Source organism: Streptomyces sp. CA-251387, from assembly GCF_050936625.1.
In the GTDB taxonomy this organism is placed as follows: Bacteria; Actinomycetota; Actinomycetes; order Streptomycetales; family Streptomycetaceae; genus Streptomyces.
This window is the reverse complement of record NZ_JBNJMJ010000001.1, coordinates 9,029,724-9,047,428: the sequence shown is the minus strand read 5'-3', so window position 1 is coordinate 9,047,428 and position 17,705 is coordinate 9,029,724. Positions and strand designations below refer to the sequence as shown.

Below are 17,705 nucleotides of genomic sequence, written 5' to 3'. Positions count from 1 at the left end.
CGGAGAACCCCCATGACCTCGTACGTCCGCTACAGCCCCGACCTCGAACAGCCCTTTCCGGACGAGGACGAACTCGTCCGCCAGGTCGTCGCGGCCATGGGCAAGGCCAACCAGCAGGTCGCCGACAAACACCGCCACGGCCTGCGCGACGCCCACGCCAAGAGCCACGGCGTCCTCGCCGGCGAGCTGCGCATCCAGTCCGGCCTTCCGGCCCACCTCGCCCAGGGTCTCTTCGCCGAACCGGTCACCTACCCGGTCATCGTCCGCTTCTCCTCCGCCCCCGGCGACCTGCGCTCCGACCAGGTGCCCGTCCAGCGCGGCCTCGCGATGAAGGTGATCGGCGCCCCCGGGTCCCGCGCCCTCGACGACGGCTTCACCACCCAGGACCTCCTCCTCGTCAACCACCCCACCCTGCCCTTCGGCAACATCGCCGAATACGCCAAACTCCAGGGCATCCTGGAGAAACAGCCCGGCCAGAGCGACCAGCAGCTCCAGCTCACCGGCGCGGCCGCCCGCGTGGCCGCCAAGGCCCTCACGCGCGTCGGACGCCCGCTCCCGCCGGCTGTCGAGACCCTGGCCGCCGCCAACGACCACATTCTCGGCGAGACCTTCCACTCCATGGCCGCCCTGCGCTACGGCGACCACGTCGCCAAGATCTCGGCCGCGCCGCGCTCGGCGAACGTCAGGGCCCTCACCGGCAGCCAGGTCGACAAGAAAGCCGGCGAGTCGGCTCTGAGGGACCTCGTCGTCGACTTCTTCGCGCACAACAGCGCCGAGTACGACATCCGCGCCCAGCTGTGCACGGACATCGACCGGATGCCGGTGGAGGACGCCTCGGTCCTGTGGCCCGAGGAGCTGTCACCGCACGAGCCCGTGGCCGTGCTGCACCTGCCCGCCCAGGACGCCTACAGCGACGCCCGCCGCCGCTACGCCGACGACGTCCTCTCCTTCAGCCCCTGGCACGCCCTGGAGGCCCACCGCCCGCTGGGCTCCATCATGCGCTCGCGCCGCGCCGCGTACCCCGCGTCCAGCGACTTCCGGCACCACTACAACGGCATCCAGCCGCAGGAGCCGTCCGACATCAAGGAGCTTCCCGCCTGACCAGGTCCCGACCGACCCCGGATGCAGCCCCGGGTCGGTCGGGACTCGCGTGCCAGAATGGAGAAGTCCATGCTCCGCCCTGGCTTCTTCGAGGTTCCCTCCGTGTCCCAGCCCGTCGGCCGTGTGCCCCAGCGACGCAACGCCCGGTCCAACCGGGCGCGCATCCTCGCCACCGCCCGCCAGGAGCTCGGGCGGAATCCCGACATCACCCTGGAGGAACTCGCCCGCGCCTCTGGTGTCGTACGACGCACGCTGTTCGGGCACTTCCCCGGGCGGGCGGCGCTGCTGGACGCGCTGGCCGAGGAGGCCGCCGAGGCGCTTCAGACCACTGTGGCGGTCGGCGCGGGGGTGACGGAGCCGGCCGACCGGGCGCTCGCCCACTTCACGTTGGCGCTCTGGCCCGTGGGCGACCGGTACCGGATGCTCCTGGCGCTGGCCCGACGGGACCTCGGCATGGACCGTGTCGCCGGGATCCTGGAGCCCGCCCGGGTCAGGGTCACGGCCATCGTGGAGCAGGGACAACGGGACGGGATCTTCCACTCCCACCTGTCGGCCCCGGTGCTGAGCGCCGGCCTGGAGGCGATGACGGTCGCCCTGCTGGAAGAGGTCAACACCGGGGCCCTGGAGGACGACGGCACCCGGGTGGCCGTCACCACGCTCATCGCGGCCGGCGTGCCGGAGAAGCGCGCGCAGATCGTCGTCGACGAGGTGGCCGCCGCCGAGGGGTGAGATCGCTCCTGCAGTCCGACGTGACCCCGGTGCGAAGCGCCGGGGTCTTTCCGTGTCCGCCCCACTTCGGCGGACCGTCCTGGACCGGGCGTTCGACGGCGGTGACGAGGAGGAGCCCGACGGCGATGTCCCGGCGGAGAGCGGTCGCAGCAGAGGCAGAGCCGCTCCTCCAACAGGTCCGTCGAATCCGGCCACGGCGACCGGCGAGATGAACACTCTCTGTAGGCCTCACGACTCACACACCCATCGAGGTGGCCCAGTGCACCGGAAAGGCGCGTGCTCAACGGCGGATGACAGCCTCGACCAGGCCATGCGGTCAAGCCGCAGCGAGCCAGGACCGGCGCACGGCACAGATCGGATACGGGCATCGTCCGCAGCCCTGCGCCGGCGGCCTACAGCGCCCCGGCCCCCGCCCCGATCTGGCCACAGTGGCCCGCCTGCGGGCACTCACCCGAGCAGACCGGAGAAGCGCCCGGCCTTCCACCCCAGCCACTTCAGAAATGGCTCTCACTCTGCCGGTTGACGCCTTCAGCGGCCCTCGGCAGTCGCGGCAGCGTCTCAGCTGCGGACAACAAAAAGGGGACGGTGCCGGGTGTCCCCTCCCGGCACCGTCCCGGGGCCGTGCGCCGCTCAGGCACAGCCCGTCCTGGGGGTGGAGGAGGCCGGAATCGGGGTTCCGGCCTCCGGTGTACGGGGCTCAGGCGCCCACGGTCTCGGTCTGCTCCTCGGTAGCCGGTGCCGCATCCTCCTCACCGTGCCTGGCGGTGTGCCCCCGGCCGGGCAGGACGGCGATGACGATCAGGGTTCCGGCGGCCATGATGATTCCGCCGATGAGGCTGGTGTGGGCGATGGCGTGGGCGAAGGACTCGTGCACCGCTCCCAGCAGGGTCTGGGCCTGTTCGGCTCCGCCCTGGGGGTTCTTGGCGACCTGTTCGGCGACTGCGATGCCGCCGCCGACGGAGTCCTTGGCGGTGTCCATGGCCTCGGCTGGGAGGTGGCCGCCGACCATGTCGGTGAGCTTGTCCTTGTAGGACGTGGCCAGCAGCGAGCCGAGGATGGCGATGCCCAGGGCGCAGCCGAGTTCCAGGGCGGTGTCGTTGGCGCCGCCGCCGACGCCCAGTTCGTCCTCGGGGAAGGAGCCCATGATGGTGTCGGTGGCCGGGGCGAGACTCAGGCCGATGGCGAAGCCGAGCAGCAGCAGGGGCGTCAGGAAGTCGGTGTAGGTCGAGCCCGTCTCGATCTGGGTGAGCAGGAAGACGCCCGCGGTGCCGATGACCATGCCGGTGCCCACCACGATCTTCACGCCCAGCTTCGGGGCGAGTTTGCCGGTGACGGCGGAGCCGACGAACACGGCTCCGGCCAGCGGCAGCAGGCGGATGCCGGTCTCCAGGGCGTTGTAGCCGAGGACGAACTGCAGGAACTGGGTGGAGTAGTAGATCGAGCCGAAGGTGCCGAAGAAGAAGAACAGCACCGCGAGCATCGAGCCGCTGAAGGGGCGCTCGGTGAACTTGCGCACGTTCAGCATGGGGTTGGGGTGCTTCAACTCCCAGGCCACGAAGGCCAGCAGGCCCACGCCGGCGACGACGGCCGCGGTGATGGGGCCGGCGCCCCAGCCGAAGTGCGGACCCTCGATGGTCGCGTACACCAGGGAGCCGACCGAGGCGATCGACAGCAGACCGCCGACGTAGTCGATGCGGCCCATGCCCTCCGCCTTCGACGGCGGGACCAGGAGCAGCGCGCCGACGACGCCGAGGACGGCGACGGGGACGTTCATCAGGAAGGTGGAGCCCCAGGCATGGTCCTCCAGCAGCCACCCGGCGGCCAGTGGACCGGCGGCGATGGCGAGGCCGGAGGTCGCGGACCAGGCGGTGATCGCCTTGGCGCGCTCCGCCCTCGGGAAGATCGCGACCAGCAGCGAGAGCGTGGCCGGCATGACGACGGCGGCACCGACACCCATGATCGCGCGGGCTGTGATGACGAGGTTCGTCTCATCGACCAGGCCGCCCATCACCGAACCTCCGGCGAAGATCAGCAGGCCGAGGACGAGGGCGCCGCGGCGGCTGTACTTGTCGCCTATCGCGCCGAGCACGAGCATCAGCGCGGCGTAGGGGACGGTGTAGCCGTCGATGACCCACTGCAGGTCGCTGCTGCTCAGGCCCAGGTCCTTGGTCATGTCGGGGGCGGCCACGATCAGTGACGTGTTCGCCATGACGACGATCAGCAGGCTCAGGCACAGGACCAGCAGGGCCCACCAGCGCCGGTGGTAGGGCTCCGTCATCTTCTCGACGGGTGTGTTCGGAACGAGCGGCATGGTCGGGCTCCTCGGCAGGAGGTGAAGCGGAGGCTTCGGGGTGCGGATCGGTGGGAGAGGTGCAGGCGGGGCCTCGAGGAGGCCCGGCAACCAGGGCGGTTAATTGCCCGCTGATGTGCAGACTAGTTTATTGCCCATTCATGTGCAACTATCGAGTCGCCCTCCCCCGTCAGCCGGAGGTCCGACATGACCCACGCACCCGTCACAGCCGCCCCGGAGCGCAGCCGAACCCTGCTCACGCGGGCCCGCATTCTCGAAGCGGCCCGGCAGGAACTCGGCCGTGACCCCGACAGCAGCCTCGGTGACATCGCCGAGGTGGCAGGGGTGGTGCGCCGTACGGTCTATGGCCACTTCAACGGCCGGGCCGCGCTGGTGGAGGGGCTGGTGGCGGAGGCCGCGCAGGCTTTGCGACAGGCGCTCGCGGTTCCGCGCGTGCCGGTGGCGGATGCCGTCACGGAACTGGCGCGTTTCGTTCTCGCCGTGTGGCCCGTCGGCGATCGCTACCGCATCCTGCTCCGTCTCGCCCCCCAGGACCTCGGGGCCGATCGGCGTGCCGAAGTCCTGGGCCCCGCGCGGGACATGGCGGAGGCGATCATCGGCAGGGGGCAACGGCAGGGCGCCTTCCAGACCAGCGTTCCGCCGGCCGTACTGACCCGGGCGCTGGAGGGGCACCTGCTAGGGCTTTTCGACTGCGTGAACAGCGGGGCCTGGAGCGACGACGGCACGGGTACCGCGACCGCCGCCCTGCTCGCGATGGGCGTGGCCGGCGACAGCGCGACGACATGTGTCCACGGGCTCGTCCGGCCCGAGGGCGACGCCGCGTAGGCGCACTTCCCAAGCACCACTCGAAGGGAGAACCATGTACCAGTCCCACCGCGACGAGGAGTACGTCGGCGAGCCCTACTACGGCGACGGCTCCGTATATGTGAGTCCCCCGACCCGGATCAGGCGACGCCTGATCATCGCCGTCGCGTCCGTGGCGGCATTGCTGATCGGCGCCGTCGCGGTCGACCGGATCGCCGCGGCCCGGGCGGAGAGCCGTACGGCCGAGGCCTTCCAGGACGGCATGGGGACCGCCGATCGGCCATCGGTGCACGTCAGGGGCTTTCCCGTGCTGACCCAGCTCGCCGAGGGCCGCCTTGACCACGTCGACCTCACGGCCCAAGACATTCCAGCCGGCGGCACCACCCGGCCGCTCCCGGTGACGAGGCTGACGGTCGGGATGGACGGGCTGAAGACCTCGGGGAGCGCCGACGAGGCTCACGCGGACAGCGTCACGGCGACCGCGTTCCTGTCCTACGCCGACGTGTCGAGCGCGCTCGGCGTGCAGGTGTCGCAGGGCGACGAGTCCGGCCGGGTCGACGCGACCGCGAGTCTGCCGCTCGTCGGTGACGTGACCGTGAGCGCGGCCGTCTCTGCGGCGAGCGGCAACCGCATCGCCTTCACGGACGTACGGGCGGAGCAGGGCGAACTGCTCCCCCCGCTGAAATCACTGCTCGACAAGGCCCTGGACCAGCCAATTCCGCTGCGGAACATCCCCGAGGGGCTGCGTCTGCGGTCGGTGACCACCACCGAGGACGGGATCGACGCCCGCTTCACCGGCCGCTCGGTCACGTTCCGCCCTGACTCGTCGTCGAGTGCCTAGAGGCAGGGCGGTCAGTCGAGGTCGGGCAGCGGGCGCCGGGCCACCTCGTGGGCGTCGTCCGCGGACAGGCCCAGCATGCGCAGGACCATCTCGGCGAGGTTGACCGCGGCCTCGTCGCCGTCCACCTCGGGGCGGGCGAACCGCAGCTCCACCAGGGACAGCAGGGTGCCGCCCAGTGCGGACAGGGCGACCACGGGGTCGAGAGTGGTGAAGCGGCCGGAGTCGATGCCGACCTGGAGGTCGCGCAGGGCGCGTCGGGCCAGGCCGTTGCCCGAGTGGATGTGCCCGAGGCCACGGCGGCGCAGGACCTGCATCAGCTCCGGGTGGGAGTCGGCCATGCGGGCACTGAGCCGGAAGCCGGCCGCGAGCAGCTCCGCCGGGTCGTCGATCCCCGTCAGACGCTCGTCGAAGGCCTGCCCGAACTCCTCGAAGGCGTCGATCACTGCCGTCTCGAACAACTCCGACTTGGAGTCGAAGTGGTTGTAGAAGGAGCCGAAGCCCACGTCCGCGCGCTCGGCGATCGCCTGGATGCTCGCGCTGGTGTCACCGCTCTCGGCGAGTATCTGCCGGGCCGCTCGCACAAGAGCCCTGCGGGTCTCTGCGCGACGCCGCTCGAACCGGTTGCTGGGCGGGGCTGACGTAGACATGCGCAGAGTCTAACCGCCGGGCGATGGTGATCGCAGTCCTGATGAATTCATCATTTCCTGCCGCGAACATCTTGACGACAGAACTGTCACAGTTGATGATTTCCTCATTACGGCAATGTTGCTCGGAGGGCACCATGTCTGAAATCCGCGTCAAGGGGGCCGGCGTCATCACGGCCCACCAGGACCTCCACAGCGAGCAGGGCGCCCTACGGGGCGAACACCCCGGTCGCTCCCGGAACCCGGTGATCAAGGTGGCTGACCTGGCCTGGCTGGAGTTCCAGAAGCCCGATCTGGACCGGGCCGAGGTCTTCGCCCGGGACTTCGGGTTCCAGATCGCGGCCCGCACCGACACCGAACTGTGGCTGCGGGGCACTTTCGGCGGCTCGCCCTGCATGGTGATCCGCGAGGGGCGCACGTCCCGCTTCATCGGCCCGGCCTTCCGCGCCGCCGAGCGGGCCGACCTGGACCGGCTGGCCCGCGCCACCGGATCGTCCGTGCGGGACTCCGACGTTCCCGGCGGCGGCAAGGTGGTCGACCTGCTCGACCCGTCGGGCTTCCCGGTCCGGGTCGTGCACTGCGGCGAACAGCTCCCGGCACTGCCGGAACAGCGACCGCTGTTGCTCAACTTCGGCACGGATCACCGTCGTACGAACACCACCCAGCGCCCGCCGCGCGAGCCCTCGCGCATCCAGCGTCTCGGCCATGTGGTGCTGGAGACACGGGTGTTCGGCCAGGCCCTGGACTGGTATCTGGACACCCTCGGGATGATCGTGTCCGACTTTCTGTTCCTGGACGGGCAGCGCGGCCGCGGGCCGACGATGGCGTTCATCCGCTGTGATCTGGGCGGAGTGCCGGCCGACCATCACACGTTGGCGATGCATCTGGGGCCGGGCACCGGATACGTCCACTCGGCCTACCAGGTCACGGACCTGGACTCGATCGCCGCCGGTGGTGAGTACCTCAAGGAGCGTGGCTACAAGCGCAGTTGGGGCATCGGCAGGCACATCCAGGGCAGCCAGCTCTTCGACTACTGGCGTGACCCCGACCACTTCATGCTGGAGCACTTCGCCGACGGGGACCTGTTCTCCTGTGACGTCGAGCCTGGCTGGGCGCCCATGTCGACCAGCGGCCTCGCCCAGTGGGGCCCGCCGGCCACCCGCGACTTCCTCGGCGCGAGCCCCTCCCCGCAGCGGGTCCGCGATGTCATCGAGGCCCTGCGCGGCGACAACGAGATGGACCCCGCGCGCCTGCTCGGCCTGCTCAAGGCCGCCAACTCCTGAACCCCCGACTCCCTCACAAAGGCACTGACATGAGTACCGATGTCCTGCGTACCGCCGACGGCTGGTGGGTCGTCCGCGGTGACCACGCCGTCCCCGTCGACACCAAGGCCGCCACCACTGCCGAGCTGCTCGCCGACCGGGACGCAGTACGAGAGGCGGCCCTCTCGGGTGAGGCGGGCACGCCCGTCGCCGACCTGGTGGCCCTCTCGCCGGTCACCACCCCCTGCCGGGTCGTCGCCCAGATGGTCAACTACCGCAGCCACGCCCGCGATTCGGGTTTCAAGGGAGAGATCCCGCCCGCCTTCTTCCGCAAGGCGTCCGGCTCAGTCAGCGGCCCGGGCGACGCCGTCGTCCGCCCCTCCCACGTGAAGTTCCTCGACTACGAGATCGAGCTCGGGCTCGTCATGGGTGCGCCGCTGCCCATCGGCACCGTGGTCGAGGAGCGGGACCTGCCGTCGTACGTCGCCGCACTGGTGATCACCAACGACATCAGTGCCCGCGAGGTGCAGCTGACCAAGACGCAGTTCTACGAGAGCAAGTCGTACCCCACCTTCACGCCCACCGGCCCGCACCTCACGCTGCTGGAGCCGGAGGACTTCGCCCATCTCCTCGATCTGCGGCTGAAGTTGAGCGTCAACGGCGAGCTGCGCCAGGACCGCACCCTGGCCGACATGATCGTCCGTCCGGCGCAGGCCCTCACACTGCTGGCCCGATTCCAGACCCTGGACGCCGGCGACCTGCTGCTCACCGGCACTCCTGGCGGCACGGCCCTGAAGGCGCCGCCGAAGGCCGTCGAGAAGATCGGCGCGCTGCTGCCGCCCGCCGTGAAATGGAAGGCCTTCTTCAAGAGCCAGGCGAAGAACCCGCACTACCTGAACCCGGGAGACGTGATCACGGCGACGATCGCGACCCCGGACGGCCGCATCGACCTCGGCGAGCAGCGCACGCCGGTCGCGGACACGAACTAATACCCGAGGTGAGCCGCACATGACCGTCGATGAAGCCGCACATGTGCCCGTCGTGATCGTCGGGGCCGGGCCGGTGGGCGTGACCGCCGCCCTTCTCCTGGCCCGGCGCGGAGTCCGCAGTGTCGTCCTCGAACGCCACCGGGACGTCTACCCGCTCCCCCGCGCCGTCGCCAACGATGACGAGATCCACCGCATCCTCCAAGCCGCGGGCGTCGGTGAGGAGTTCACCGCGATCTCCCGCCCGGCGAACGGGCTGCGGCTGCTGGATTCCCGGCACCGGGTGATGGCCGAGTTCCGCCGCACCCCGCACGGCCACCACGGCTATCCGCAGTCCAGCATGTTCGACCAGCCCGAACTGGAGCGCGTACTGCGCGACGCCCTGGACCGGCGCCCGGAGTGCGAATTGCGCGGCGGCGTGGAGGTCACCGGCGTCGGCCCGGACACCACCGGCCCGGTCCGTGTGACCTACCGTGACGAGGACGGCGGCGAGCATGAGCTGTGGGCCGACGCGGTCCTGGGCTGCGACGGCGCCAACAGCCTCACCCGCGAGGCGATCGGCGGCGTGTGGGAGGACCTGCGCTTCGAGGAACGCTGGAAGGTCATCGACGTCGATACGACGGGGCCCGTCCGTTGCTGGGAGGGCGTCGACCAGGTCTGCGACCCGGCCCGGCCGGCCACCTTCATGCGCGTGAGCGAGAACCGTTACCGCTGGGAGTTCCGGCTCGGGGAAGGGCAGGAGACGGTCCGTGAGCTGGTCGCTCCATGGCTGCCGTCCTCGTACGACGGGGACTTCGAGGTCGTCCGCGAGACGCAGTACACCTTCCGGGCCCGGGTCGCCGACCGCTGGCGCAGCGGACGGGTCTTCGTCCTCGGTGACGCCGCGCACCTGACCCCGCCGTTCGTCGGACAGGGCCTGTGCTCGGGACTCCGGGACGCCTACAACCTCACCTGGAAGCTCGCTCGCGTCCTCCTACAGGGCGGCGATGAACGTCTGTTGGACACCTACGAGAGCGAACGCAAGCCGCACGCCCGGCATGTGGTCCGGCTGGCTGTCGCCATGGGCTGGGCGATGACCGGCGGCCAGGACAGCGCCGCCGCGTTCCGCCGCAGGGCGCTGGCCGCCGCCTGCCGGATACCCGGCCTGACCGAGTTGGCCGGCCGCGACCTCAGCCCGCCCCTGACCGCCGGACCGCTGGTGCGGCGCGGGGTCCGCCGGGGCCTGGCGGGCACGCACTGTCCGCAACCGGGGGTGAGCGTCGGTGGACGGCGTACCCGTCTCGACGACGTGCTCGGCGACGCTTTCGCCGTGCTGACCGCCGCCGAGCCCGGGCCTGCGCTGACCGCGCTCGCCCACGGCCTCGGCGTGCCCGCGGTCCCGGTGGCCGACCTCGGCGACGACGGCACCCTCGCCGCCTGGCTGCGCGCCGGCCGCGCGGACGCGGTCCTGCTGCGGCCCGACCGCGTCGTGATCGACGTCGTCCCCTCGGGTGGCCGCGACTTTACGTCGACCGCCGCCTGGGCATCCCTGCTGCACACCACTCGAAGCCCTGTTCCTTCCGAACGGACGGCCCCGAAAAGCCTGTTGAGGAGCACCACACGATGAGTACGTCGTATCCGGACCCGTTCTTCACGCCCGATCCAGAGACGGCGGCGACCAGCCGTATCGCGGACTTCGCCCGCTACGTAGGGGTGGACGGCACCGACTATGCCGCCCTGCATCGCTGGTCGGTCACCGACCTGGAGGGCTTCTGGGGCGCGGTGTGGGAGTACTTCGACATCGACGCCAACGCCCCCTACGAGCAGGTCCTGGCCGAGGAGACCATGCCCGGCGGCCGCTGGTTCCCCGGCGCCACCCTCAACTACACCCACCACGCCTTGCGCAACGTTTGCGACGACGACGCGGCGATCCTCGCCCTCGACGAGACCGGCTCCGGGTACGAGGTGACCGGCGCACGGCTGCGTGCCCTGGTGGCCTCCGTCGCCGCCACCCTGCGCGACCTCGGCGTCGGCAAGGGCGACCGTGTCGTCGGCTATCTCCCCAACACCCCGCACGCCATCGTCGCGTTCCTCGCCGCAGCGAGTCTGGGTGCCGTGTGGTCGGTGTGCGGGCAGGACTACGCACCCAAGGCGGCCGCGGACCGGTTCGCCCAGCTCGAACCCACCGTGCTGATCGCGGCTGACGGCTACCTCTTCAACGGCACCACCCACGACCGCCGCGACGCCGTCCTCGAACTGGCCCGCGCGCTCCCGACGTTGAAGGCGACCCTGCTGGTGGACCACGTGGGGCTGCCGTGGCCCTCGCAGGCCTACCCGTCGCTGGTGATCCCCTGGGAGGACGCCTCCACCCGAACCGAGCCACTCACCTGTGTGCCGGTGCCGTTCGACCATCCGCTGTGGGTGGTGTTCTCCTCCGGCACCACCGGTCTGCCCAAGGGCATCGTCCACGGCCACGGCGGTGTGGTGCTGGAGCATCTGAAAACCCTGGGCCTGCACTCGGACTTGGGCCCCGGCGACCGTCTGCTCTGGTACACCACCACCCACTGGATGATGTGGAACCTGGTCGCCTCCACCCTCCTGACGGGCGCCACCACCTGCACCTACGACGGCAGCCCGGCTCCCTTCGCCAAGCTCGACGTCCTGTGGGAGCTGGCCGCCCGCCACCGTGTCACTGTCTTCGGCACCAGCCCTCAATACTTGCTGGGCATGGCCAAGTTCGGCATCGCCCCGTCCGCGCACGACCTGTCGTCGATCCGCGTCGTGGGCTGCACCGGCTCCGCCCTGCCCGCCTCCGCCTACCCGTGGGTCCGCGAGCACGTCGGCGAGCATGTCCTGCTGGCCTCCATCAGCGGCGGCACCGACATCGTCTCCGGCTTCGCGGGCAGCGCACCCAACACCCCTGTCTGGGCCGGGGAGTTGTCCGCGCCGCACCTGGGTGTGGCGCTGGCCGCGTACGACGCCGAGGGCTTCCCCGTCGTCGACCAGGTCGGCGAGTTGGTCGTCACGCGCCCCATGCCCTCGATGCCGCTGTACTTCTGGAACGACCCCGAGGGCACCCGCTACTGCGACGCCTACTTCTCCTCCTACCCCGGGGTGTGGCGACACGGCGACTGGATCACGGTCACGGGGCACGGCTCGGTGATCATCCATGGCCGCTCCGACTCGACGCTCAACCGCAACGGCGTCCGGCTCGGCAGCGCCGACATCCACGACGTCGTCGAACACCTCCCCGAGATCGCCGAGGCGCTAGTCATCGGCGCGGAGGAGCCGGACGGCGGCTACTGGATGCCGTTGTTCGTGGTCCCGTCGGCCGGCGTAGAACTCGACGACGCCCTGCGCGACCGTATCCGCGACGCGATCCGCACCGGCGCCTCACCCCGCCATGTCCCCGACGAGATCCTCGAAGTGCCCGGCATCCCGCACACCCGCACCGGCAAGAAGCTGGAGGTCCCGATCAAGCGGCTGCTCCAGGGTGCCGCGGTGGAGCAGGTCGTCAACCCTGCCACCGTGGATGACTCCGATCTCATCGACCACTACGCCCGGCTGGGCGAGGAGCGCCGCAAGGGCAGGTCCTCCTCATGACAATCGTGCTCGCCGTCGTCCTGTCCCTGGTCTTCCTTCCGCTGGGGCTGGCGAAGCTCGCCGCGGTGCCGTTCATGCGCCAGGCGGCGGCCCATCTCGGCATGTCGGTCCGGCTCTATCGCGTCGTCGGCACGCTGGAGGTGGCCGGGGTCGCCGGTCTGCTGACGGGTCTGACCTGGACGCCACTGGGCGTAGCCGCCGCGACAGGCCTCGCCCTGCTGATGGCCGCGGCGGCGGTGGTCCACCTGCGCCACGGTGATCCGCCGCCCCGGGCCGTCCCGGCGGCCGTACTGGCGGTGGCGGCGCTGGCGTACGCAGGGGCGGCGGTCTCCTTGGGCTGACATCGTCCGAAGGTTCGCCGATGACTCAGGCATGCTGCACGGCGTACCGTCGAAAGCGCCGACGTCACGGCCGATGGCCTCATGGCCCGTGTCGCGCGTGAGCTCGCACCGAGAGCGGACGAGCTGATCGCAGAGGTGGCGCGATGCCTGCGGCGTGAGGTTCCAGAGCTCTGGACCGCCCCGGACCTCGCCCGGATGACCTCCAAGAACATCGCGGAACATGTCGTCGGCGTGCTGACCGGACTGGAACTGGGCATCAAGCCGGGTGACATCGAACCACCGCCGGCCGACGTGGAACGCGCCCGTCGGCCGGCCCAGCACTGTACGCCCGTCACCGCGATGCTACGGGCGCACCGGCTCGGCCAGGGGGTCGTCCTCAACAGGCTCCTCGCCGATGTACCCCGGCTGACCGACGAGCGGCGGCTGTCCTCACCCCGGCTCCCCCGCGGGTCGCCATCGCACCCCGGCCTCCTCCCCTCCGAGGCCGGGGTGGCTCGCGCCGACGTCCGGGGCCTGCGAGACAGCTGGGCTCGACAGGCCCCGGACGCGCTGTCTCTGCGCCCGGCCGCGTCAGTCGCGCTGAGGGGCAGCGGCGGGTGTCCCCCTGGGCTGCGCGGCCGACTTGGGCAGATCACGTCCTTCGATGTCCACGTTCGGCAGGATCTTCTGCAGCGAGAGCGGCAGCCACCACCCGCGGCGGCCGACCCACAGGAGCACTGCGGGCAGGAACGTCATCCGGATCAGGAGGGCGTCGACCAGAACCCCGAAGTCCAGGGCGAAGGCGATCGGCTTCACGATCGCGTCCTGCGTCACGACAAAGCCGGCGAAGACCGCCACCATGATCAACGCGGCAGCAGCGACCACTCGAAACGCACCCGCCCGAGGGGTTCGAGAGCCTGCTGGGACCCCGAGCCGGGGATCGTGAACGTGTCGTCGGTGTCCTCACCGGCGATGCCAAGACCTGCCACGACTGCGGCGATCACCACGGCCCAGAGGACGAGGACGAGTCTGCGGCGGCGGAAGGCGGGCTCGGCCAGCCGTCACGCAAGGGGCGCTACCCAGCGTCAGGGCGATTCGGATCGGGGAGACCGATCGCGTGGGTCACCCACCGAGCCGGCGCGCCTCCCGTCAAGGGGTGAGAGAGAGGGTGCGGTCAGGCTGGCGAGCGTGAGAGGCGTGCGATCTGGGCCGTTTTCAGTACGGGCCGTTTCTCTCTCGCGCCGACCGGCCTCGTCGGCAACTGCATGAGCCCATTGCCACCACGCCGCACCGACTCCGCTCCTCCGGGGCAGCGTGGACGACTCGACTCCGGAACAATCCCTTCCGATTTCCTCGCGTCCAGCCAGTGTCCAGAATTCGGTGCCCAACGAGCCGCAGGAGCCATGTACCGCAGGCTCAACCGCTGCGAACCAGAACATCCGTGCAGGTCAGAGCCACACGCACCATCGACACTGGCCACGATGCCGAACCCACGAGCAGCGGATTGAGTCCGTTCAGGCGAAGTTGACGATCCGACAGGACAAAATGAACGTTTCCGCAGGTCAGAGACCTGCACAGGTGGGGCGGGTGGGACTCGAACCCACGCCCGACGGATTATGAGTCCGCCTGGATCGCGGTGACCCGCAACTCCGCCGAGCCGGGGAGGCTTTGACGCGTGCCGACCGGCGGCTCGGGCAGGGGCTCTGACCCGTCGTCGACAAACCAAGTCGGCCCCGAGCGGTGACGTCCGCGACCACCTCAGCCAGGAGCCGTTCTGCTGCTGGAGGAGCCGCCCGGCGGCGACCTGTATGCCCTGCGCACGGCACCGGAGCAACTGGACTCCATACGGGCTGATCGATGCCGACCAGGCCGTCGGGAAGGGCCGTTCAGACTGTGGAGAGGTCGATCGCCCGGTCGACGTCCTGCGGCTGCAGCACGCGCAGGATGCCTTCCAACAGGTAGTAGTCGGCGTACGGAAGGGAGATCTCGACCCCGTCCTCGTTCGGCCGGTGGCGCGTGCAGCGGGCCACGACCGCCTCCGCGCGGGCCGAGTTCCTGGTCAGGCAGGTCTCCGACAGCGCGGTGAGCAGCCTGAGCGCCACCTCCCGGTAGGCGTGCCTGCCGGTGGCCGCGGACAGGTCGAGCAGGCCGCACGCCATGATCGCCCCGGCCGACGCGTCCTTGATGTCGTACGGCTGTTGCGGGGCGCGGTAGTCCCACAGGGGTACGTGATCCGGGGTCAGCGCTGCCACGGCGAAGTCCGCGAGCTTGCGGGCGGTGGCCAGGAACTGGGGGTTGCCGGTGCGTCGGTACATCGTGGTGAATCCGTACAGGCCCCATGCCTGCCCGCGCGACCAGCACGAGGTGGGGCTGTAGCCCTGCACGGTGTTCGGGCCGATCGGTGTGCCGCTGTTCGGGTCGAAGTCGTACACGTGCGGGGTCGAGCCGTCCGCGCGTGGGAAGACCCGCTGAGCGGTCTTGGCGTGTTCCACGGCGATGTTCAGGTACTTGTCGTCGCCGGTCTGGCTGCTCGCGAACGCCAGCAGGTCGAGGTTCATCATCGTGTCGATGATGACGCGGCCGGCGTTCCGTTCCTCGCTGAGTGCGCCCCACGCTCTGATGAAACGTCCGCGCGGGTTGTACCGCTGCATCAGGGAGTCGGCCGCCCGTACGGCTCCGGTCCGCCAGGCGTCGTCGCCCGTCAGCCGCCAGGCGGTGACCCAGGACGGGTAGAAGAGGAAACCGAGGTCGTGGGTGCCGGTGTCGTACTGGCGAGGGGCCAGCTTCTGAGCCGATGCCAGAGCCCATGTGCGGAAGGCGTCGTCCTTGCTGTACAGCCACGCCATCCACAGCGTGCCCGGCCAGAACCCGCCGACCCAGTCGCCGTTCTGCGAGTAGACCCACTTCTCGAACTTCGTGCCGACGGGGAATGCGGTCACGGCCGGTGCGACGGTGCGGACCTTGTCGACGGCGTAGTCGGCCGCCGCGCGCAGCGTGCGCAGGGTCGGTGCCGGTGTCCGGCCGACGGTCGCCTCGGCGGCGGTGGCGGGTGCCGCGGCGCCTATCGCCGCGGCACCGGCCGCCGAAGCCAGCACAGCACGCCGGGAAACACTCATGCCGGTCCCTCCAACTGGTCGCAGGGAGAAAGGAGTTGGCCGAGCCTTGCACGACGAGTGCGCCGATGTACACCCACATGAGCAATGTTCATGCACGTGAACGGCTCGTCGGTCAGCGGTGGCAGGTGGTGATCCCCGCGCGCCACGGGCAGGCGATCCCGGCGAAGCCCCCGTTGTCGACGACGTCCACGCTGAGCGTCTCGCCGCCGCGCAGCACCCGACGGTCCAGGACGAGCCCCTCGGCGCCGTCCCGGACGGTCTCGACCAGCCATCGTCCGGGTCCGAGGGACAGGGGCACCTCGGCCGTGCGGGCGGCGCCGGCGTACACCCCACCCAGGAACCAGCGGTCGCCGCTGCGGCGGGCCAGCACCGCTTCCCGGCCGGGCTGCCCGGCGAGCAGCCGGGTGTCGTCCCAGGCGGCGGGGACCTGGTCGAAGAAGTCGCGGGCCAGCGGGCGGGCGTCGTAGGACTCGGGGGTGCCCGCGAACATCTGCAGGCCCGACTCGTAGGCGACGGCGAGCCCGACCTCGGCGGCGTCGGAGTTGGGGCGCAGGCCGACGCGCTGGAAGGCGCCGGGGGTGAAGTCCATGGAGCCGATGACGTTGCGGGTGAAGGGCAGGGTGGTGAGGTGGGCGGCGGTGTTGGTCCGCTTTTCCTCCCCCGCGACGCCTTCCAGGGTCATGACCTGGGGCCAGGTGCGCTGGATGCCCTTGGGGATCGTGGAGCCGTGGAAGTTGACCATGAGGTGGTGGGCGGCGGTCTCCGCGAGAATGGTGTCGTACCACTGGAGCATGGGCTGCGCCTCGGAGTCCATGAAGTCGATCTTGACTCCCTTGACGCCCCACCGCTGAAGGGTGGGCAGCCACTGGGCGCGTTCCTCGGGTGTGTCGAGGTCGCGTTGGTGGATCCAGACGATGATGCCGACGCCCTTGGCGCGCGCGTGGTCGACGAGTTCGGGCATCCAGCTGTTGGTCTGCCAGTTCGGGTCGGTGGTGTCCCACTCGTCGGCCTTGAAGTACCAGCCCGCGTCGACGGCCTCATACGGCCAGTTCCGCTCGGCGGCGTAGTCGACGTACGCCTTCTGCGCCGCGAGGCTCTGCCCGGCCGGACGGCCGCCGGCGAGCCAGGTCCACAGCACCGTGCCGGGCCGGATCCAGGAGGTGTCGGCGACCTTGGAGGAGCGGGCGAGGTCGTCTGTGAAGGTGGAGCGGGTGACGGTGGCGAGGTCGCCGGTCACCATGGCCCGCCAGGGGGTGGTGAAAGGGCCGTCGGTGCGGACCCGGTCGTCGGCGAGTTTGATCCGGTAGGTGGCGGTGCCCTGGTCGTGGGCGAGGCGGGCGCCGGAGTACGCGCCGGTGAGGTCGGATTCGGCGAGCAGGGTGTAGCCGCCGTCGGTCGCGAAGAGCGCCTGGTCGGAGTACTCGCCGGTGGGTGCGGTCGCCGCGGTGTACTGGGCGAACTGGCCCTCGTTGTCGGCCCGGTAGGCGCCGAGCCACGCGCTCGCATCCGGCGGCAACATGAACGCGGAGGTCTCGCCGAGGACGTCGCCGTATCCGGCGGGCAGGTCGTACCGGTAGGCGACGCCGTCGGCGGAGGCGCGGACGACGAGGTCGAGACGGGCGCCCGCGGCCGTGGCGAAGGTCAGCCGGGTCTCCTTCATGCGGACCCGGCGGTCCAGCCGTTTGCCGGACTTCGTGCGGTAGCGCTCGTCGAGCGTGCGGTCCTTGCGGTGCAGGAAGCGCAACCCCTGGGACAGGTCGGCCTGTTCGGTGACGATGCCGACGGGTGACGGCTCGATGACCGTACGGCCGTTGCGGGACATCGCGAGGCTCAGGGTGCCCGTGGTGTCGTCCAGGGTCACCCGAGCGCGCGGGGCGTGTGCTCCCGCTGACACGGCCCAGTCCTGCCCGCGCTGCTCGGCATCCGCGGGCGCGGTCGTGAGGAGTGCGGACACCAACCCCGCGCAGAGCGCGGCGACCGCGGTTCTGATCGGAACAGCCATGACGATC

The 17,705-nt window shown here is 70.5% G+C and carries 15 protein-coding genes and 1 tRNA gene; 9 read left to right on the top strand and 7 right to left on the bottom strand.

Annotated features, from left to right (window positions below; translation table 11 throughout):
- Positions 1-12 precede the first annotated feature (12 nt).
- Positions 13-1,101, top strand: coding sequence for a catalase family protein (locus tag ACQEV2_RS40340; RefSeq protein ID WP_433053539.1), 1,089 nt, complete (start codon positions 13-15; stop codon positions 1,099-1,101).
- Between the two features lie 69 nt (positions 1,102-1,170).
- Positions 1,171-1,830, top strand: coding sequence for a TetR family transcriptional regulator (locus ACQEV2_RS40335; protein WP_433053536.1), 660 nt, complete (start codon positions 1,171-1,173; stop codon positions 1,828-1,830).
- Positions 1,831-2,527: 697 nt separating this feature from the next.
- Here ACQEV2_RS40335 and ACQEV2_RS40330 read toward each other — a convergent pair.
- Complete coding sequence (locus tag ACQEV2_RS40330; RefSeq protein ID WP_433053533.1) at positions 2,528-4,141, bottom strand: MFS transporter; 1,614 nt, start codon at positions 4,139-4,141, stop codon at positions 2,528-2,530.
- Positions 4,142-4,327: 186 nt separating this feature from the next.
- Here ACQEV2_RS40330 and ACQEV2_RS40325 point away from each other — a divergent pair, with 186 nt between their 5' ends.
- Together ACQEV2_RS40325 and ACQEV2_RS40320 are read left to right on the top strand one after the other, a co-directional pair.
- Positions 4,328-4,966, top strand: coding sequence for a TetR/AcrR family transcriptional regulator (locus ACQEV2_RS40325; RefSeq protein WP_433053530.1), 639 nt, complete (start codon positions 4,328-4,330; stop codon positions 4,964-4,966).
- A gap of 34 nt (positions 4,967-5,000) precedes the next feature.
- Positions 5,001-5,786 carry an LmeA family phospholipid-binding protein gene (locus tag ACQEV2_RS40320; protein ID WP_433053527.1) on the top strand — a complete coding sequence of 262 codons (786 nt, stop codon included), beginning with the start codon at positions 5,001-5,003 and terminating at the stop codon, positions 5,784-5,786.
- A gap of 11 nt (positions 5,787-5,797) precedes the next feature.
- On the opposite strand, the gene ACQEV2_RS40315 is transcribed toward ACQEV2_RS40320, so the two are convergent.
- Positions 5,798-6,433 (bottom strand): TetR/AcrR family transcriptional regulator, encoded by a 636-nt coding sequence (locus ACQEV2_RS40315; RefSeq protein ID WP_433053524.1) that lies wholly within the window; start codon positions 6,431-6,433, stop codon positions 5,798-5,800.
- 134 nt (positions 6,434-6,567) lie between these two features.
- Here ACQEV2_RS40315 and ACQEV2_RS40310 point away from each other — a divergent pair, with 134 nt between their 5' ends.
- Genes ACQEV2_RS40310 through ACQEV2_RS40290 form a run of 5 tightly spaced genes read left to right on the top strand, consistent with a single transcriptional unit; the run spans position 6,568 to position 12,601 of the window.
- Positions 6,568-7,713 carry a VOC family protein gene (locus ACQEV2_RS40310; RefSeq protein ID WP_433053522.1) on the top strand — a complete coding sequence of 382 codons (1,146 nt, stop codon included), beginning with the start codon at positions 6,568-6,570 and terminating at the stop codon, positions 7,711-7,713.
- A gap of 29 nt (positions 7,714-7,742) precedes the next feature.
- On the top strand, positions 7,743-8,681 hold the full coding sequence (locus ACQEV2_RS40305) for a fumarylacetoacetate hydrolase family protein (protein ID WP_433053519.1): 939 nt from the start codon (positions 7,743-7,745) through the stop codon (positions 8,679-8,681).
- Positions 8,682-8,700: 19 nt separating this feature from the next.
- On the top strand, positions 8,701-10,284 hold the full coding sequence (locus ACQEV2_RS40300) for a bifunctional 3-(3-hydroxy-phenyl)propionate/3-hydroxycinnamic acid hydroxylase (protein WP_433053516.1): 1,584 nt from the start codon (positions 8,701-8,703) through the stop codon (positions 10,282-10,284).
- Positions 10,281-12,260 (top strand): acetoacetate--CoA ligase, encoded by a 1,980-nt coding sequence (locus tag ACQEV2_RS40295; protein ID WP_433053513.1) that lies wholly within the window; start codon positions 10,281-10,283, stop codon positions 12,258-12,260. The genes ACQEV2_RS40300 and ACQEV2_RS40295 overlap by 4 nt, the downstream gene beginning before the upstream one ends.
- The gene (locus tag ACQEV2_RS40290) at positions 12,257-12,601 is read left to right on the top strand and encodes a DoxX family protein (RefSeq protein WP_433053511.1); all 345 of its coding nucleotides are present in this window, start codon (positions 12,257-12,259) and stop codon (positions 12,599-12,601) included. The genes ACQEV2_RS40295 and ACQEV2_RS40290 overlap by 4 nt, the downstream gene beginning before the upstream one ends.
- A gap of 570 nt (positions 12,602-13,171) precedes the next feature.
- Here ACQEV2_RS40290 and ACQEV2_RS40285 read toward each other — a convergent pair.
- From ACQEV2_RS40285 to ACQEV2_RS40265, 5 genes are all read right to left on the bottom strand, one after another.
- A complete protein-coding gene (locus ACQEV2_RS40285; protein WP_433053508.1) occupies positions 13,172-13,465 on the bottom strand; it encodes an MMPL family transporter in 294 nt (97 codons plus the stop codon).
- The gene (locus ACQEV2_RS40280; RefSeq protein WP_433053505.1) at positions 13,444-13,587 is read right to left on the bottom strand and encodes a hypothetical protein; all 144 of its coding nucleotides are present in this window, start codon (positions 13,585-13,587) and stop codon (positions 13,444-13,446) included. The genes ACQEV2_RS40285 and ACQEV2_RS40280 overlap by 22 nt, the downstream gene beginning before the upstream one ends.
- Positions 13,588-14,159: 572 nt before the next feature.
- Positions 14,160-14,234, bottom strand: a tRNA-Ile gene (locus ACQEV2_RS40275).
- Positions 14,235-14,466: 232 nt separating this feature from the next.
- Positions 14,467-15,696 carry a glycoside hydrolase family 88 protein gene (locus ACQEV2_RS40270; protein ID WP_433053502.1) on the bottom strand — a complete coding sequence of 410 codons (1,230 nt, stop codon included), beginning with the start codon at positions 15,694-15,696 and terminating at the stop codon, positions 14,467-14,469.
- A 112-nt stretch (positions 15,697-15,808) separates the two neighbouring features.
- Complete coding sequence (locus tag ACQEV2_RS40265; protein WP_433053499.1) at positions 15,809-17,698, bottom strand: glycoside hydrolase family 97 catalytic domain-containing protein; 1,890 nt, start codon at positions 17,696-17,698, stop codon at positions 15,809-15,811.
- Between the last annotated feature and the right edge of the window lie 7 nt (positions 17,699-17,705).

Coding starts and splice junctions, on each gene's coding strand:
- ACQEV2_RS40335 (WP_433053536.1), top strand. CDS start 1,171: ATGCTCCGCCCTGGCTTCTTCGAGGTTCCCTCCGTGTCCCAGCCCGTC.
- ACQEV2_RS40330 (WP_433053533.1), bottom strand. CDS start 4,141: ATGCCGCTCGTTCCGAACACACCCGTCGAGAAGATGACGGAGCCCTAC.
- ACQEV2_RS40270 (WP_433053502.1), bottom strand. CDS start 15,696: ATGAGTGTTTCCCGGCGTGCTGTGCTGGCTTCGGCGGCCGGTGCCGCG.
- ACQEV2_RS40325 (WP_433053530.1), top strand. CDS start 4,328: ATGACCCACGCACCCGTCACAGCCGCCCCGGAGCGCAGCCGAACCCTG.
- ACQEV2_RS40315 (WP_433053524.1), bottom strand. CDS start 6,433: ATGTCTACGTCAGCCCCGCCCAGCAACCGGTTCGAGCGGCGTCGCGCA.
- ACQEV2_RS40340 (WP_433053539.1), top strand. CDS start 13: ATGACCTCGTACGTCCGCTACAGCCCCGACCTCGAACAGCCCTTTCCG.
- ACQEV2_RS40305 (WP_433053519.1), top strand. CDS start 7,743: ATGAGTACCGATGTCCTGCGTACCGCCGACGGCTGGTGGGTCGTCCGC.
- ACQEV2_RS40320 (WP_433053527.1), top strand. CDS start 5,001: ATGTACCAGTCCCACCGCGACGAGGAGTACGTCGGCGAGCCCTACTAC.
- ACQEV2_RS40300 (WP_433053516.1), top strand. CDS start 8,701: ATGACCGTCGATGAAGCCGCACATGTGCCCGTCGTGATCGTCGGGGCC.
- ACQEV2_RS40265 (WP_433053499.1), bottom strand. CDS start 17,698: ATGGCTGTTCCGATCAGAACCGCGGTCGCCGCGCTCTGCGCGGGGTTG.
- ACQEV2_RS40295 (WP_433053513.1), top strand. CDS start 10,281: ATGAGTACGTCGTATCCGGACCCGTTCTTCACGCCCGATCCAGAGACG.
- ACQEV2_RS40310 (WP_433053522.1), top strand. CDS start 6,568: ATGTCTGAAATCCGCGTCAAGGGGGCCGGCGTCATCACGGCCCACCAG.
- ACQEV2_RS40290 (WP_433053511.1), top strand. CDS start 12,257: ATGACAATCGTGCTCGCCGTCGTCCTGTCCCTGGTCTTCCTTCCGCTG.